The 17,174-nt window shown below is 39.0% G+C and carries 13 protein-coding genes; 8 read left to right on the forward strand and 5 right to left on the reverse strand.

Annotation, left to right across the window (positions count from 1 at the left end):
- The coding region (locus tag ACEYX7_RS01595; protein WP_374802690.1) for a hypothetical protein at positions 1–182 on the forward strand (182 nt) is incomplete at its 5' end.
- A 64-nt stretch (positions 183–246) separates the two neighbouring features.
- Here the strand turns inward: ACEYX7_RS01595 and fabR are convergent.
- Positions 247–891 (reverse strand): HTH-type transcriptional repressor FabR, encoded by a 645-nt coding sequence (gene fabR, locus ACEYX7_RS01600; protein WP_374802688.1) that lies wholly within the window; start codon positions 889–891, stop codon positions 247–249.
- A gap of 286 nt (positions 892–1,177) precedes the next feature.
- On the opposite strand from fabR, the gene ACEYX7_RS01605 reads away from it, so the two are divergent.
- Both ACEYX7_RS01605 and ACEYX7_RS01610 read left to right on the forward strand, forming a co-directional pair.
- Positions 1,178–2,251 (forward strand): flavin reductase family protein, encoded by a 1,074-nt coding sequence (locus ACEYX7_RS01605; RefSeq protein ID WP_374802686.1) that lies wholly within the window; start codon positions 1,178–1,180, stop codon positions 2,249–2,251.
- Between the two features lie 10 nt (positions 2,252–2,261).
- On the forward strand, positions 2,262–3,362 hold the full coding sequence (locus tag ACEYX7_RS01610; protein ID WP_374802684.1) for a fatty acid desaturase family protein: 1,101 nt from the start codon (positions 2,262–2,264) through the stop codon (positions 3,360–3,362).
- Positions 3,363–3,738: 376 nt separating this feature from the next.
- Here the strand turns inward: ACEYX7_RS01610 and cysK are convergent, their stop codons facing one another.
- On the reverse strand, positions 3,739–4,716 hold the full coding sequence (gene cysK, locus ACEYX7_RS01615) for a cysteine synthase A (protein WP_374900135.1): 978 nt from the start codon (positions 4,714–4,716) through the stop codon (positions 3,739–3,741).
- Positions 4,717–5,015: 299 nt separating this feature from the next.
- Here cysK and ACEYX7_RS01620 point away from each other — a divergent pair, with 299 nt between their 5' ends.
- Complete coding sequence (locus ACEYX7_RS01620) at positions 5,016–5,543, forward strand: hypothetical protein (RefSeq protein ID WP_374900137.1); 528 nt, start codon at positions 5,016–5,018, stop codon at positions 5,541–5,543.
- A 172-nt stretch (positions 5,544–5,715) separates the two neighbouring features.
- Here the strand turns inward: ACEYX7_RS01620 and clpX are convergent, their stop codons facing one another.
- From clpX to tig, 3 genes are all read right to left on the reverse strand, one after another.
- A complete protein-coding gene (gene clpX, locus ACEYX7_RS01625) occupies positions 5,716–7,011 on the reverse strand; it encodes an ATP-dependent protease ATP-binding subunit ClpX (protein WP_374900138.1) in 1,296 nt (431 codons plus the stop codon).
- A 123-nt stretch (positions 7,012–7,134) separates the two neighbouring features.
- The gene (gene clpP / locus ACEYX7_RS01630) at positions 7,135–7,740 is read right to left on the reverse strand and encodes an ATP-dependent Clp endopeptidase proteolytic subunit ClpP (protein ID WP_374900139.1); all 606 of its coding nucleotides are present in this window, start codon (positions 7,738–7,740) and stop codon (positions 7,135–7,137) included.
- A gap of 233 nt (positions 7,741–7,973) precedes the next feature.
- Positions 7,974–9,317: a trigger factor gene (tig, locus tag ACEYX7_RS01635; protein ID WP_374900140.1), complete on the reverse strand. Its 1,344-nt coding sequence runs from the start codon at positions 9,315–9,317 to the stop codon at positions 7,974–7,976.
- Between the two features lie 349 nt (positions 9,318–9,666).
- Between tig and ACEYX7_RS01640 the strand changes: the two genes are divergently transcribed.
- The 4 genes from ACEYX7_RS01640 to ACEYX7_RS01655 all read left to right on the forward strand — a co-directional run bounded on the left by ACEYX7_RS01640 (position 9,667) and on the right by ACEYX7_RS01655 (position 17,127).
- The gene (locus ACEYX7_RS01640) at positions 9,667–11,775 is read left to right on the forward strand and encodes a TonB-dependent siderophore receptor (RefSeq protein WP_374900142.1); all 2,109 of its coding nucleotides are present in this window, start codon (positions 9,667–9,669) and stop codon (positions 11,773–11,775) included.
- Between the two features lie 458 nt (positions 11,776–12,233).
- Positions 12,234–13,934 carry a 2-isopropylmalate synthase gene (gene leuA / locus ACEYX7_RS01645; protein ID WP_374900143.1) on the forward strand — a complete coding sequence of 567 codons (1,701 nt, stop codon included), beginning with the start codon at positions 12,234–12,236 and terminating at the stop codon, positions 13,932–13,934.
- Between the two features lie 539 nt (positions 13,935–14,473).
- The gene (locus ACEYX7_RS01650; RefSeq protein ID WP_374802668.1) at positions 14,474–16,696 is read left to right on the forward strand and encodes an NADP-dependent isocitrate dehydrogenase; all 2,223 of its coding nucleotides are present in this window, start codon (positions 14,474–14,476) and stop codon (positions 16,694–16,696) included.
- A 149-nt stretch (positions 16,697–16,845) separates the two neighbouring features.
- Positions 16,846–17,127 carry a hypothetical protein gene (locus tag ACEYX7_RS01655; protein ID WP_374900144.1) on the forward strand — a complete coding sequence of 94 codons (282 nt, stop codon included), beginning with the start codon at positions 16,846–16,848 and terminating at the stop codon, positions 17,125–17,127.
- Positions 17,128–17,174: the final 47 nt, after the last annotated feature.

The raw sequence follows: 17,174 nt of genomic DNA on the forward strand, positions 1-17,174 counted from the left end.
AAGTTCAACCGCAAGTTCAACCGCAAGTTCAACCGCAAGTTCAACCGCAAGTTCAACCGCAAGTTCAACCGCAAGTTCAACCGCAAGTTGTGCCACAGACTATAAATCCTGTGCAAGCACCTACAGCAAATACCAGCAGTAAACCTGTGTCAGATGACCCATTTGACGCACTAAAGCCTTAAATCATCCATGAAAAAGCACTTAAGTCATTTAACTTAAGGGCTTTTTTAATTCCAAAATTAAATTTTAATCTTCACTTTCTTTATTGACCAAATGCTGTGATCCTTCCAAAATCATACGGATCATCAAAATAGTCTCTTCAGCCACCACTTCTCTCTCTACTAATGATAGGTTTTGTACTTTTGCCCCCATATTAAACACCAACTGGGTAATGGCTTTGGCAACCAAATCATGACGTTGCATTTTGGAACGATGTAGATTGCCAATACGCTCTAAGTCATCTTGTAGCTCTTGTTGAAAGTATGTCAGCTGTTGTTCTACAGCTTGCTTATATGATGCTGAGCCTGTATACCCTTCACGCAACAAAAGACTTAAATAACCTGAATCAGCATCCAATTGTTGTAAAAAAATTTCTACTGAGCGTCCGATCAGACCACGATTAGGAATAGCATAAAGGCGTGCTTCACGAATAATTTGTCGTAGCACTTGACCTGCTAGTGTGATGAGTTCAATTGCCAAACTATCAATATCTTTAAAATGGCGATAAAAACTATTCGGTGCAATACCTGCTTCACGCGTAATTTCGCGTAAGCTTAAGCTAGAAATACTACGTCCATTACCAATTAGATTGAGTGTAGCCTGAATAATCTCTTCCTTGCTGATGGTCGCCTTACGCCCGACATTGCGATTTTGTACTGTAGTGTCTGTCATGGAAATACCATCAATAAAATTACTTTCTTGTCTCGATTTGCTGCATTTACAAATATAAATCTTCGTTCAAGATTAAAACACTGAATATACATCGATGCAACATTATTCTGCTTTTACCATCACTTCACAAATGCGATAAGCATAAAATCAACCACTTATTATAGCTCGAATCATGACAAATTTAAAAATAAATTTATCGACAAATATTTACATAAATAAAACTATACATTTATATATACATATGTATAATAATAGCATCAAGTGATTTTAAGGCACTCTTTCGCCGATGAACAGCCTCCTTTCCAAAAGCTACTTACAACGCTTTAATCAAACCATCTTGACCAGACCAGACGTTGATTTTTGGTTGCATAAAGCCAATCCTCTGTGGTCATTCCGCCACGCTCTAGGCAAAATTGTCAAAAAGAGTACACATGGACAAAATGTCTGTTTGACTTTACGTTGTAACCATCTAATGCAGTTTGGCAAGGCAGGACAACATCATCCTGTTATGATTGAAATTGCAGGACGACGTTACCAAAGACAATACAGCCTCACCCAACTTGATCGACATCATGTTTTGCTGACTGCAAAGAAATTCCCTCAAGGTTTGGTCAGTAGCTGGCTGTATGATGACTCCAAAATCGGTGAAATTGTCCAATTTGGTACGCCTTACGGTGAAATGCAAATTGATAAAAATACACCAAAAGTTTTGATGCTCGCAGCAGGAAGTGGCATTACACCGCTTTATAGTTTGCTTTATGATTTTGCCCAACAACATCGCCTTAAAGACCATCAAATCGATATTTTGTATTGGCAAAAGCATCAGCAAGACGCTGTATTTTTGGATGAATTATTGGCTTGGCAAAAGCAATATCCTAACCTAAAAGTACACACTTTCTTCACTCAACAGAGTAATGATGACAAGCTCGCACAGCGACTTAATCATACACATCTTGATGGTTTTGACTTAGCTCAAACTCAAGTATTGGCTTGTGGTGCATACGGTTTTATCGATACAGTCGAAACACTAGCGAAAAATGCCAAGTCTTTGCATACCGAATCTTTTAGCTTAGCACCCGCCAATATCGCTCAAGATCCAAGTGATACAGTACAAGTGACGCTAAAAAAATCAGGGCAAATTTTAACGGTCAGTGCAGGACAAGCATTACTGCCTGCTTTAGAGCAAGCGAATATCAGACCAAAATTTGGCTGTCGCATGGGCATTTGTAATCACTGTAGCTGCCATAAAGTCAGTGGTTCAACTGAAAATGTATTGGACCACAGCCAAAATCATGAAATTAATCAAGAGCTTCGTATCTGTGTCAATCGTGCTACGAGCGACATCGTTTTAGATTTATAAGGAATAGCACATGAACGCACGTGTTAAAACTGAATTTTATGTCAATCCCAAAAACCGTGAACTCAGCCAAACCGAATTGGATGAACTGGCACGTGAGCTGGATGCAGTACGTCAAGAAGTGATAGATGATCTGGGTGAAAAAGATGCCAAATATATCCGCAAAGTCTATAGTGCAGTGCGTTATAGCGAAGTAGCTGGTCGTGCTTGTCTGATGTTGGGTTGGTTTCCACCGACATGGTTGTTGGGTACTGGCTTGCTCGGTATGTCTAAGATTTTAGAAAATATGGAAGTTGGACACAATGTTATTCATGGTCAGTATGATTGGATGAATGATGATACGTTCAAAGGTCATGACTATGAGTGGGATATCGTAGGCACAGCGGATAATTGGCGTCATACGCACAACTTTAAACATCATACCTATACCAATATCAAAGGTATGGATGAAGACATCGGCTATGGTGTGTTGCGTTTATTCCCAGAGCAACGTTGGGAGCCCATGCATTTGTTACAGCCACTGTACACCATTCCTTTTGGATTAATGTTCCAGTGGGGCGTGGCAATACAGGATTTGAAATTTGGTAAATTATTTCAAGGTCGTGCCAATAAAGTAAAATTTATGCAACAACTCAAGCCTGTACGTCAGAAAGTAGCGAAAAAGTTATTTAAAGACTATGTCTTTTATCCTGCGATTGCTTTGCCTTTTGGTAGTGCTTTGCCTGTGATGGCGGGTAATATGGTGGCAAATGGTATGCGTAATCTATGGACGTTTAACGTGATTTTCTGCGGTCATTTTACCAAAGATGTGGAAATTTTCCCACGCAGTGTATTGCGTAACGAAAGCAAAGGGCATTGGTATATGCGTCAAATTCGTGGCTCGTCTAACCTGACTGGCTCGGAATTTTTCCATATCATGACAGGGCATTTAAGTCATCAAATCGAGCATCATTTGTTCCCTGATGTCCCTGCACGTCGTTATCGTGAAATGGCTCCAAAAGTCGAAGCGATTTGTAAAAAATACGGTCTAAATTATAATAATGCAAGTCTGTTAAAGCAGTCTAGCGAAGTCGCTGCACGCATTTTAAAATACGCTTTTCCATTTAAAAAATAAGCGTTTTTTGGATAAAATAAACGCTCACTATGGTGGGCTTTTATTTTTGCTATCAGTCTGTCAGTTTTTGCAAATTAATACAGCCAGCTATTCACCCAGAAGGCAAGCTTTATAAAACCATTTTAATTAACGTGAGTTCGGGATGGGCTTAAATACAAGTGTTTGATTTTATTTAAAATTTTTAATTCGGATGCAGGGTGCGTCTTACGCACCTTTCAGAAAACGGCATTAAAATGGTGCGTGTAACGCACCCTACTTCCTTAAAATCATATAATTACAACAAAAACATACTTTTTAAAACCGAACTCACGTTAATTATCATAAAAAACGCTATGATTTAATTAAACCATAGCGTTTTCAATGCTGTTTACGATGCTTATTTGTCAAACAAACCATCATACAATACAGAAGACAAATAACGCTCACCACTGTCAGGCAAAATCACCACAATGGTTTTGCCTTGTGATTCTGGACGTGCTGCCACTTCAGCCGCTGCTGCCAATGCTGCACCACATGAAATACCCACCAAAATACCTTCTTGTGTCGCACATTTTCTTGCCCATTCGATTGCCACGTCACTGGCTACTGGCACAACATCATCAATCAAACTCAAATCCAAATTTTTTGGAATAAAGTTCGCCCCAATACCTTGGATTTTATGCGGTGCAGGCTGGATGCTTTCACCTTGACGAGTTTGGGTAATGATTGGCGATTCAGCAGGCTCAACCGCAACTGAATAAAGAGCTTGATTTTTTACTTGTTTAAAATAACGTGAAATGCCTGATACAGTACCGCCCGTACCCACGCCAGCGACTAAAATATCCACGTTGCCTTGTGTGGCTTGCCAAATTTCAGGGCCTGTGGTATCGACATGGATTTGTGGATTGGCAGGATTTTCAAATTGTTGCGGTAAGAAATATTGTTCAGGATTTTCATCATGAATACGCTGTGCTTCGTCCACCGCCCCTTTCATGCCTTTGGCAGGGTCTGTCAACACCAATTTTGCACCAAAGGCCTTAAGCACTTTACGGCGTTCTAAGCTCATACTCGATGGCATAGTCAAGGTCAGTTCATAACCTTTTGCCACAGCTACAAATGCCAGGGCAATCCCTGTATTCCCACTGGTTGGCTCAATGATTTGCATACCTGGTTTCAGTACGCCACGCTTTTCTGCATCAGCAATCATCGCTGCACCGATACGACATTTCACCGAAAAAGCGGGGTTACGGCTCTCAACTTTGCCCAATACTGTCACGCCTTCTGGCATAATACGGTTTAGGCGTACCAAAGGTGTATTGCCAATCGCATCGGCATTATTATCATAAATTTTAATAGCTGGATGAATGTCACTCATGATTGTGTCCTATAAATTGATTAATCATTTGATTATAAAATAAATACTTAATAAGGCAAGTGCAATACACGATAACTTTAGCATAAATAATGCTTAACTTCTTTTGATGAATTTTTAATAAAAAATTAAAAAATCACCCTAAATTTCATAGGAGTATGCGATACGCCACTAGATACGATATAAATTTAATTCATTTTTAAACAAAGATTTAGTGGCAATTTTCTACACAATATCCTTAGTTTCTCGATAAAATTCCGCTATGATAGCTGAAAATTTCTTTATCGATTTATGGGTATGCCATGAAATCTATCGCCAAAAAACTTGTATTTGTGCCATTCTTGTTCACGCTGTCTATGCCAGTCTGGGCAGAGACAACCACAACCAACACGGCAAACACCATCACTCAAATTACTACTACTCCAATCGGCAATACGCCTATGGCAAATTTGCCTTTGGATAGCTTGAGTGTGCCGAACTTGCAAGGTTTAGACAGTGCTGATTTGCAAGCCAGTCTGGATTTATACAAAGCTCAAATTAATCAAGAAAACATCATTACCCTTACTCAAGTATTACAACAACAAGTGGCAAGGCAAACACAAAGTAAAGATTTTGAAAAAGGTATACAACAAGGTGTAGGCATTGTCTATGATGCCGAGCAAGCCAAAGCCATGACTGACTTTGCCCAAAAGCAATTACCACAATTGATTGAAAAAAATAGCCCAATGTTCGCTCAACAAGTGGAAAAATCGTACAAAATATTGATACCGCCAAAGTCGCTCAAGCCATCAATAAACCCGAAGTGCAAGATGCGATGCAAAAATTATTAAAAGTCATTGATATTTTTAAAGATAAATAATTTTTATAACAAACCATGTAAGGGCGTATCGCATACGCCCAGAATCGCAAAAAAAGTAAATCCCCTAAAGAACATCATTTAAAAACAAAAAATGGCATAAATACAATGATTTACGCCATTTTTTATTTTTAAATCAGAATAAGTTATTCAACTACTGTTAAATCTTTACTTTTCTCTTCTGATTTTTCTAGTTTAGGCTGACGGTCTTTGCTAAATTTTGGTTCAGCTTTACCATCAATCACGTCTTTGGTCACGGTGACGGTACCAACATCATCACGACTTGGTAAGTCATACATGGTATCAAGCAAAGCACCTTCTAGAATTGAACGCAAACCACGTGCACCTGTTTTACGTTCCAAGGCTTTTTTCGCCACTTCACGCAGAGCATCTTGTTCAAAGACCAAGTCCACATCTTCCATATCAAACAAATGTTGATATTGACGGGTTAAGGCATTTTTTGGCTCAGTCAGAATCTGCATCAAAGCATCTTCATCCAATTCTTCAAGTGTAGCGATCATTGGCAAACGACCGATAAATTCTGGAATCAAACCAAATTTAATCAAATCTTCTGGCTCAACTTCACGGAACAATTCACCAAGCTTTTTGCTTTCATCCTTACGTTTCACTTCAGCCGTAAAACCAATACCACCTTTTTCATGACGTTGCGAAACGATTTTTTCTAAACCAGCAAAAGCACCACCGCAGATAAACAAGATATTCGATGTATCGACTTGGATCATTTCTTGATTAGGATGTTTGCGTCCGCCTTGTGGCGGAATCGATGCTACAGTACCTTCGATGATTTTAAGCAAAGCTTGTTGCACGCCTTCGCCTGATACGTCACGAGTAATCGATGGATTTTCAGATTTACGCGTAATCTTATCGATTTCATCAACATAGATAATGCCTTTTTCAGCTTTTTCTACATTGTAGTCAGACTTCTGTAAAAGCTTTTGTACGATGTTTTCTACATCTTCACCGACATAACCTGCTTCGGTTAATGTAGTGGCATCTGCCATAGCAAACGGTACATCTAACAAACGAGCCAAGGTCTGAGCAAGAAGCGTTTTACCCGAACCCGTAGGCCCGATCAGCAAAATATTACTTTTAGCAAGTTCAACTTGACCTTTGTCATTGCGGTTATTGCTGGCTTTTAGACGTTTGTAATGGTTATACACTGCGACAGATAGAGTCTTTTTCGCCCAATCTTGCCCAATTACATAATTATCCAACTCGCCACGTAATTGCTGTGGTGTTGGCAAGGGACGCTCTGCCCAACCGTCATCACCACTTTGTTGGCTGGTTTGCACCAAATCCATGCACACATCGATACATTCATTACAAATATAAGCATCATCACCAGCAATCAATTTGCCGACTTCTGCTTGCGTTTTACCGCAAAACGAGCAGGATTTTTGCCCGTGTTGATGTTCAGTCATATTGACTCCACTCATCATTTTTTAAAATTTTGTCATTGTCCAATCGTTTGACGTCTTTCAATCAATTTCAATAAGCATTAAGCATTGGACATGTTATTATTGCTTACCTTGTGCGATGCACAATTATGTGCGTTTGCTCAAGATTTTATCGACCAAGCCATAATTTTTTGCAGCTTCTGCGGTCATAAAATTATCACGGTCGGTATCACGTGCAACAACTTCGTAATCTTGTCCAGTATGCTCCGCCATCAAACGGTTTAAACGTTCTCTGATAAAAAGAATTTCACGCGCATGAATTTCGATATCTGAAGCCTGACCACGGAAACCGCCCAAAGGTTGGTGAATCATCACACGAGCATTTTCCAGGCAATAACGTTTGCCTTTTGTGCCTGCACTCAACAAAAATGCACCCATAGATGCGGCTTGACCCATACAATAGGTCACCACATCAGGCTTAATAAAGTTCATAGTATCGTAAATCGCCAAACCTGCAGTGACAGAACCCCCAGGTGAATTGATATATAAATGAATATCTTTATCTGGATTTTCTGCTTCTAAGAATAGCATTTGAGCCACAATCAAGTTTGCCATATTATCTTCGACTTCACCTGATAAGAAAATCACACGCTCACGCAATAAACGTGAATAAATGTCAAATGAACGCTCACCACGAGATGATTGTTCAACAACCATTGGTACTAAAGCATTTTCGATATTGCTATACATCATTGTTATCCTAAATTTGGGTTGAAAATCAGCAGGATTAGTATTTTCAACATAAAATTGTACACCGTCACAAATTCTAGCACATCACTTTGTGAATGCAATAAAAAAGGCACAAATTTTACCTTGTGCCTTCTACTGATTGTATCTTTCGTGAATTAAACAACATGGAGTCAAAGCAAAGTCTAAACTTTTACTTTTCCACAATTACCTATTTACGATAAACTCAAACTCGTCAATTACATTTGATTTTGACGTGCTTGTTGTTCTTGCAACAATTCTTGATAAGTCACTTTAGTATCAGTCACTTTGGCTTGGCTCAAGATATGATCAACGACTTGGTCTTCTAATACCACAGCTTCGATTTGTGCACGTTGCTCTTTGTCGTTGGTGAAATATTCGATCACTTCGTTGGCATCTTCATAAGATGACGCCATCTCTTCGATATACGCTTTTACACGTGTTTGATCGACTTCTAATTTGGCATTTTCTAAGACTTGAGATACCAAAACGCCCAATTTCACTGATTTTTCAGCTTGCTCTTTAAACAACTCATCTGGTAGCACGCTGCTATCAAATGCTTTAGCACCCTGTGCACCGAACTGTTGGGTAAATTGTTGCACCATACGCTGACGTTGGTTGTCAATTTCTTGTTTCAACATCGCTTCTGGGATTTGGATGTCATTGGCAGCAACCAAAGCATCAAATGTAGCGGATTTCACTTGGTTGCGTAAGCCATTTTTCACTTCGCGTTCCATGTTTTTACGCACGTCAGCTTTCAGTTTATCAACACCTTCTTCTTCAGAAATACCAAAAATATTTAAGAATTCTGCATCAATCGCTGGCAATTCTGGCTTTTCAATTTTTTTGACATTGATTTTGAATTGTGCAGCTTTACCAGCTAAGTTTTCAGCATTGTAGTCTTCTGGGAAAGTGACATCAATTACTTTCTCTTCACCTGTTTTCATACCGATGATGCCATCTTCAAAACCAGCAATCATACGGTTTGAGCCCAATACTAATGCAAAATCTTCAGCACTACCGCCATCAAATTTTTCGCCATCAATTGAACCTTCAAAGTCAAAAGTCACTTGCATGTCTTTTTTAGCCATATCTTTGATTTCTACCCAAGTTTGGCGTTGTTTTTGCAAGTTTTCTAACATGGTATCTACATCAGCATCTTTTACTTCAGCCGATTTACGTTCGATATTTAAATCAGCAAAGCTCTTAACTTGTACTTCTGGGTAAACATCTACGGTCGCTTCATACACCAAGTTATCGTCTTTGTTTTCAACTTTTTCAATGTTCGGCATGCTGACCGCATTGATTTTTTCTTGTTGGAGTGCTTCAAACACCGTGTCACGCAATACATCATTTACCACTTCTTGATAAATACCTGCACCGTAATCACGACGAACCACATCTACTGGCACTTTACCTGGACGAAAACCGTTGATTTTAATGGTTTTTGTAGTACGTTTGATACGTGCTTCAAACTGTTCATTGATACGGCTATTTGGTACAGTAACGGTTAAACGACGTGCATTTTCCGAAATGGTTTCAACTGCAACAGTAATGGTCATTGTAGACTTCCTCTAAATTACTAAAAAAATAAGTCAATTTTAAAAACACCATATTATATGTCAAGCTATCGATAGATACAAAGGCTGTCTACATTTTTTTACGCTTAATCTGTACAAATTTGCAAATTTATTCATTTGATTCGGTATTTTGCATTGTGGAGATGACGTACAAAACATATTAAAACGATAGCTCTAGCACAAAAACATATAAAAATCAGGTTATTGATGATAACGATAATATTTCCTAAATAATAATAAATTTCAATAGATATGTATTTACATTTGATAATGATTATCAATTAATGTAACCTATTGTAAATTTTGTTTCTTTTTGATTAGGAATTATAGCATGACATCTGCTTTATCTCTTCGACCATTAACATTGGCTGTAAGTACAGTTTTAATGACCTTATCTACGATTGCTTCTGCACAAACATCTGCCACACAGCAGATGGATGCTTCAAATACAGCACATTCAAATCAAGTACAACAAAAAACTCACGTTTTAGATACCATTTATATCACAGCGCAAGGCAGTAAAAATCAATTTAACGTCATTACTGAAGACATCAAAAATCAACGCACGGCAACGGATTTGCGTGGGCTTTTAATCAATCAATCAGCAGTAGATTTTGGTGGCGGTAACGGTACTTCACAGTTTGTAAGTATTCGTGGTATGGGGCAAAACTCTATTGATATGAAAATTGACAATGCATATACCGATAGCCAATTTTTATATCATCAGGGTCGCTTTATGGTAGACCCTTCTCTACTCAAAAGTGTGTCAGTACAAAAAGGCGCTGGTGCTGCCTCAGCAGGTATTGGTGCAACCAATGGTGCAATCATACTCAAGACTGTAGATGCTGAAGACCTATTGCAAAATAGCCAACGTGATTATGGCTTCAAACTTGGTGCAGGTTATAGCAGTAACAATAATTATAGTTATAATGCAAGCGTGTTTGGTCGAGCTGGAAATGTTGATGGGATACTCTCTTATAGTACTGTGAATGATAAAAACTATAACGCAGGTCAAGGTTATCTCAGCCCAAATAAAGATGCAACCGTGCCTTATAGTGCATTAGACAAAAACAGTTATTTGGCAAAATTGGGTTTTAATCTTGATCAACATCGCTTTGTGCTAAGCCACCAAAATCAAATCAATAAAGGCATTCGTACAGTCCGTGAAGAGTTTACCACGTTCAACAGCTATGCTGACGAGAATACAGATCGCCAAGCACCTGTTTATCGTGAAATTTCGCAACAATTGACTAATTTAGAATGGTCTGCCAAGGACTGGGGCATGGTGAGCGATGCCACAGCCAATGCTTATGTACTAAAAAACAAACGTTATTCTGCTAATGACGAAAAATGCGGCTACTGTGGCAGCATCAAAGGCGAAACCACAACACAAATCGAGACACAAGGTGCCAATCTTAATCTAGACTGGAAAGTGGGCGAATTCACTACACTAAAAACAGGGGTAAATTATCGTCATCAAGAAATTTCACCAGATCGATTTATTCATAAAACTGTAAAACTCAACAATCCTGAAAAAACCGACATTGGTGCATACGTTGAATCAATCAGTGAAGTACAAGATGTAACGCTTACAGCTGGAATGCGTTATGATCAATTCAAATTTAAAGCGATGGATGGCAAGACTGTATCAAATGGTCAAATTAGCCCTAGTATCGCAGCAATTTGGCAAGTTTTACCGTCTCTTAGCCTGAGTGCCAATCATAACTATGCAACACGTAGCCCGCGTATGTATGATGCACTGCTTAGCCATGGCGGTCGTGGGATTACATCTATCGCTAACAGAACCAAAGCTGAACAAGCACGCAATACCGAGATTGGTTTTAATTTAAAACATGAATTTGGCGATGAAAGCCAGCTTGAAGCAAAAGGCAATTATTTTTGGCAAACCATCAATGATGCCGTGGTCAATCCACAAGATCGTCACGGTGCACAAGGCGTGAAAGATATCATCAATGGTGGAAAAATCAAAAATCATGGCTATGAACTCGATCTAAGTTACCGCCTAAATGGCTTGACTGCAAAAGTCGGCGTGGCTCAAAGTAATCCTGAGTTTTATCCAAACAGCAACGTTACAAATGAGCTTAATCCAGAATTTGGTGCAAAAATTGGTCGTCTGTGGACCAGTAGTTTGGCTTATCGTTTTACACAGCCGAATGTAGAAGTTGGTATACGTAACCGCAGTGCAGAAAAAGCGACAGGCGGTTTTAACCAAAACCTTGCTACACCACAAAATCGCAAAAGCTACAGCACGACAGATCTATTTGCCAATTGGAAACCGCTCAACAACGATAGTGTTAATGTAAACTTTGAAGTGAATAACTTGGCAAACAAATTTTACTTACCACATACTCAGCGTGCAGAAAGAAGTTTACCTGCAAACGGACGTGATTTCCGCTTGGCTGTAAATTACACTTTCTAAAGTAAAATCATACAGTTAAATCAAAATAAAAATCTGCAAAGTTGGATAAGTACAAAAAATGATTTGTTCAACTTTGCTTATTTATTCCACTGATTCAATTTTACCACTATTATCTATAAGAAAATTTTAAGTAATTATTGATTGCTTTTTTAATGAAATATAATTATAAATAGAGTTATGAATAAATTTAACGCAAACATCGACCATAATATTTCAGGTAGCATTATGAACGCTGACCTGCTCATTCTGCTGTGCCCACGGCACAGATAATCTATTTTGCCTATTGTTGGCTTTCGACCCCTTAATTCATTCAATTTTCTTTGAAAACTTTTATCATGATTTTAGTATAGCACTTACTATTGTTCTGACTGATGCGTAACAATCAACACGCCAGCAAAATGCTATAATAAAATCATATACATCATTTGAATATGTATAAACACTGCGAGGACTGCCCCATGATGTTAGCTGACCCAAGTCAAAAATACCGCCGTATGTATCAACGTGTGGATTTACCTGACCGTCAATGGCCAAATAATGAAATCAATCAAGCTCCAATTTGGATGAGCACCGACCTTCGTGATGGGAATCAGGCGATTTTTGAGCCGATGAACATGGAACAAAAAATGAAAATGTTCCATATGTTAGTGAAAATTGGTTTTAAACATATTGAAATCGGTTTCCCGTCTGCATCACAAATTGATTTTGACTTTACTCGTAAATTGATTGAAGAAGGTCATGTACCTGACGATGTTTATCTTGAAGTCTTGGTACAGGCACGTGAGCATTTGATTCAACGTACTTTTGAAGCGTTAGATGGTGCAAAAAATGCCATCGTGCATATTTATAATTCCAATTCACCGACCTTCCGCAAAAAAGTCTTAAATGTTGATATTGAAGGTGCCAAAGCCTTAGCCATTCAAGGTGCGGAATTGGTCAAGCAATATGCCGAAAAATATCCGAACACCAATTTTATTTTCCAATATAGTCCAGAATGTTTTTCAGCCACTGAGTTAGATGTCGCAAAAGCCGTTTGTGATGCGGTCACCGAAGTGTGGGATGCTCGTCCTGACAACAAAGTCATTTTAAACTTGCCTGCGACAGTGGAAGTGTCTACCCCGAACGTGTATGCCGATCAAGTAGAATGGATGCACCGTAATATCGAACGTCGTGATGGTGTATTGATTTCAGTACACTGTCATAATGACCGTGGTTGTGGTATTGCCGCATCAGAATTGGCATTGATGGCAGGTGCAGATCGTGTTGAAGGCTGTATATTTGGTAATGGTGAGCGTACGGGTAATGTTGATATTGCTGCGATGGCGTTGAATATGTATTCACAAGGCGTTGCACCGCACTTGGATTTTTCGAATATCAATGAAGTGATTGCCACGGTTGAAGAATGTACAGGTTTGCCAGTGCATCCTCGTCATCCGTATGCAGGTGATTTGGTCTTTACTGCATTCTCAGGTTCGCATCAAGATGCCATCAAAAAAGGCTTTGAATTCCAAAAAGACGAACAAATTTGGGATATGCCATACTTGCCAATCGATCCAAAAGATTTGGGACGTAACTATGATGCGGTGATTCGTGTGAACAGCCAATCGGGTAAAGGCGGTATCGCTTATTTACTTGAGTCAAATTATGGCATTAGCTTGCCACGTCGCTTACAAATCGAGTTCAGCCAAGTGGTACAACAATGGACAGATACGCATGAAACGGAAGTGACTGCCACTCAAATTTGGCAGTTATTTACCGAATCTTATATGTACACAGGACAAAATCATTACAAGTTGCAAAATTATCGTTTGACCGATAATAGTGGCAAGCAACATATCAGTATAGATTTGACCATCGGTGATAAATTACATACTTTGCAAGGTGAAGGCAATGGTCCAATTTCTGCGGTATTGGATGCTTTACAATTGCCGATTGATGTGTTGAGTTATGAAGAAAAATCGATTGGTACAGGTGGTGCAAGTTCTAAGGCATTAGCCATTATTGAGTTAAGAGTTGCTGATAAGCCTGAACATGGTTTTGGTGCAGGCATTCATGACAATATTGTTACCGCATCGATTGAAGCGATTATCGCATCGATTAACCGTTTGATTATCAAAGGCGTGATTTCACCAACACAAGTGGTCGCAGCGGCGGTTTAATTGGCTGATTGGCTCATACAAAATATTTCGTATGAGCCATCTAACTCTTCAAATGGCTTATAAAGGAGAGATTAATCTGCTCTCCTTTATTTTAAAGCAGTGTTATCAATGAAAAAGACAATAAATCAAATCTACAAAACAAAAGCCAAACAACAAACCTTCGAAGATTGATTTCAAAAAACAGGCTCTTTACGTTTTTGGTCGGTACAATGATTAGCATAATTTGCAACAGTACATAAATCATATAAAAATATACAATACAAAATGTCATCTCTTGCCATTGTTCGCTACAAGCAAATGACGTAGCGTTAGTAGCAGTTCGGGTGATAAAGCAAACTGTATTGATGATTTGTGTTTATTAGACCTATGTCGAGTATTCATGGATTTTTACTACAAATTTTGCTATGATCAGACCCACATAAAATGTTTAAATTTCAAGCCCTAAACGCAGTGCTACGGCTCAAACTGCCCAACATTTGTGTTTATTGTGCATATCATGCAACCCTATCCACCCAAAAGGTGATAAAAGCGAGTTTTACATGGCTAACAACGCAACAATTATCTATACCCACACAGATGAAGCCCCTGCACTGGCAACTCAATCATTTTTGCCTATCGTGCGTGCTTTTAGCAAAAATGCCAATATTGATTTTGTGACGTCTGATATTTCATTATCAGGTCGTATCTTGTCACAATTTCCAGAATTTTTGAAAGAAGAGCAACGTGTTGCCGATGCTTTGGCAGAGTTGGGGGAGTTGGTTAAACAACCTGATGCAAACGTGATTAAATTACCCAATATCAGTGCATCTGTACCACAATTGAATGCAGCCATCAAAGAATTACAAGATCAAGGCTTTGCTGTTCCAGATTATCCGACAGATCCACAAAACGATCAAGAAAAAGACATCCAAGCACGTTATGACCGTATCAAAGGTAGTGCAGTAAACCCTGTATTGCGTGAAGGTAACTCAGACCGTCGTGCACCAAAAGCAGTCAAAAATTTTGCTAAAAAATATCCACATAGCATGGGTGCATGGAGCAAAGACAGCAAATCGCACGTAGCAACCATGACAAGTGGTGACTTCTATGCCAACGAAAAATCAGTCACTGTTGCTGATGCAACGACTGTATCTTTTGTCTTTACTGCAAATGACGGTACAAAAACTGAATTGCGTAAACCATTGGCATTAAAAGCGGGTGAAATCATTGACGCAACGGTAATGAGCAAAAAAGCCTTGATCAGCTTTTTGACTGAACAAGTTGCTGATGCCAAAGCAAAAGGCGTACTGTTCTCATTGCATATGAAAGCCACCATGATGAAAGTCTCTGACCCAATCATCTTTGGTCATGCAGTAAAAGTATTCTTTGCACCAGTATTCGAGCAATATGGCGAGCAATTGGATGCAGCAGGTATCAACGTTAATAATGGTTTTGGTAACCTATTAGAAAATTTAGATAAATTAGATGCTGAAACACGTGCTGGCGTAGAAAAAGCGATTAGCGATGTCTATGCTAACAATCCAGATGTAGCGATGGTTGATTCTGACAAAGGCATTACTAACCTACACGTTCCAAGTGATGTGATCGTTGATGCATCAATGCCAGCGATGATTCGTAACTCTGGTCGTATGTGGGACAAAGAAGGGAAAGCTCAAGACACCAAAGCAGTCATTCCAGATAGCTCTTATGCAGGCATCTACACTGCAGTGATCGACTTCTGTCGTGAACACGGTGCATTTGATCCAACTACAATGGGTAGCGTACCAAACGTTGGTTTGATGGCTCAAAAAGCTGAAGAATACGGCTCACATGACAAGACATTTGAAATCGCAGCTGACGGTAAAGTTGAGCTGATTGATGACAAAGGTCATGTATTGACTAGCCATGCTGTAGAAGCTGGTGATATTTGGCGTGCTTGCCAAACTAAAGATGCTCCTGTTAAAGATTGGGTACAATTGGCAGTAAACCGTGCACGTTTAAGCAACACTCCTGCAATCTTCTGGTTAGACAAAAACCGTGCCCATGATGCTGAATTGATCAAAAAAGTTGAAAAATACTTGGCTGAATTGGACACAGCTGGTTTAGACATTACTATTCTTGCACCTGCTGATGCATGTTTGGCGAGTTTAAAACGTATTAAAGAAGGCAAAGATACAATCTCTGTAACAGGCAACGTATTGCGTGACTACAATACCGACTTGTTCCCGATCTTAGAATTGGGTACATCTGCGAAAATGTTGTCTATCGTACCATTAATGAACGGTGGTGGTATGTTCGAAACAGGTGCAGGCGGTTCAGCACCAAAACACGTTCAACAATTTGTTGCAGAAAATCACTTACGTTGGGATTCTCTAGGTGAATTCTTGGCATTGGCAGTTTCTTTGGAACATTTATCACAAAAAACTGGCAATCAAAAAGCACAAGTTTTGGCAGATACGTTGGATGCTGCGACTGAGCAATTACTGTTAAATGACAAATCACCAAAACGTAAAGCTGGTGAGTTGGATAACCGTGGTAGCCATTACTATTTGGCACGCTACTGGGCAGAAAGCTTGGCAGCACAAGACAATGATGCTGAGTTGAAAGCACAATTTACACCTGTCGCAAAAGCTCTAGTTGAGCAAGAAAGTGCAATTTTGGCAGAACTCAATGGCGAAACCAAAGCTGTAGATATCAGTGGTTACTATGCACCAAATGCTGATTTGACTGCGAAAGCGATGCGTCCAAGTGCTGCATTGAATGCTATCATTGATGCAATCTAATTTGCATTAAATCTTGCGATACAAATAAAGGCAGTCGTGAGATTGCCTTTATTTTTTGAAAAAAAATTTGAAAGACATATCAAACGACACTAGCTGTCAAATTATGGTTATAAAATGGTATCGTCTCCACAAATGTACTTGTCTTAAATATGCAAAAATCCAAACTATTTATTATCACTGTAATCATCATCAGTAGTCTTAATTTAACTGGCTGTAAAGCAGGCGGAAAAGTACTCGGAGAAATTGCCGAAGGATTGATTGAACTTACAATACGTGTCTTTGCTCGAACAATTGGCTCTGCCATCGAACAAAGTATAGATGCTTTATCTAGCTCTAAAAAAGAAGATAATCAAAATACATCAGCTCAGCAAACTCAGTCTAATGAGCAAGCCGCATTCAATCCAAAAGGCTCAGCGTCTAAAAAGCATTAAGCATTAAGCATTAAGCATTAAGCATTAAAAATAGTTCAAATCTTAAA

This window comes from Hubeiibacter jixunmingi, assembly GCF_041928215.1.
Classification (GTDB): Bacteria; Pseudomonadota; Gammaproteobacteria; order Pseudomonadales; family Moraxellaceae; genus Acinetobacter.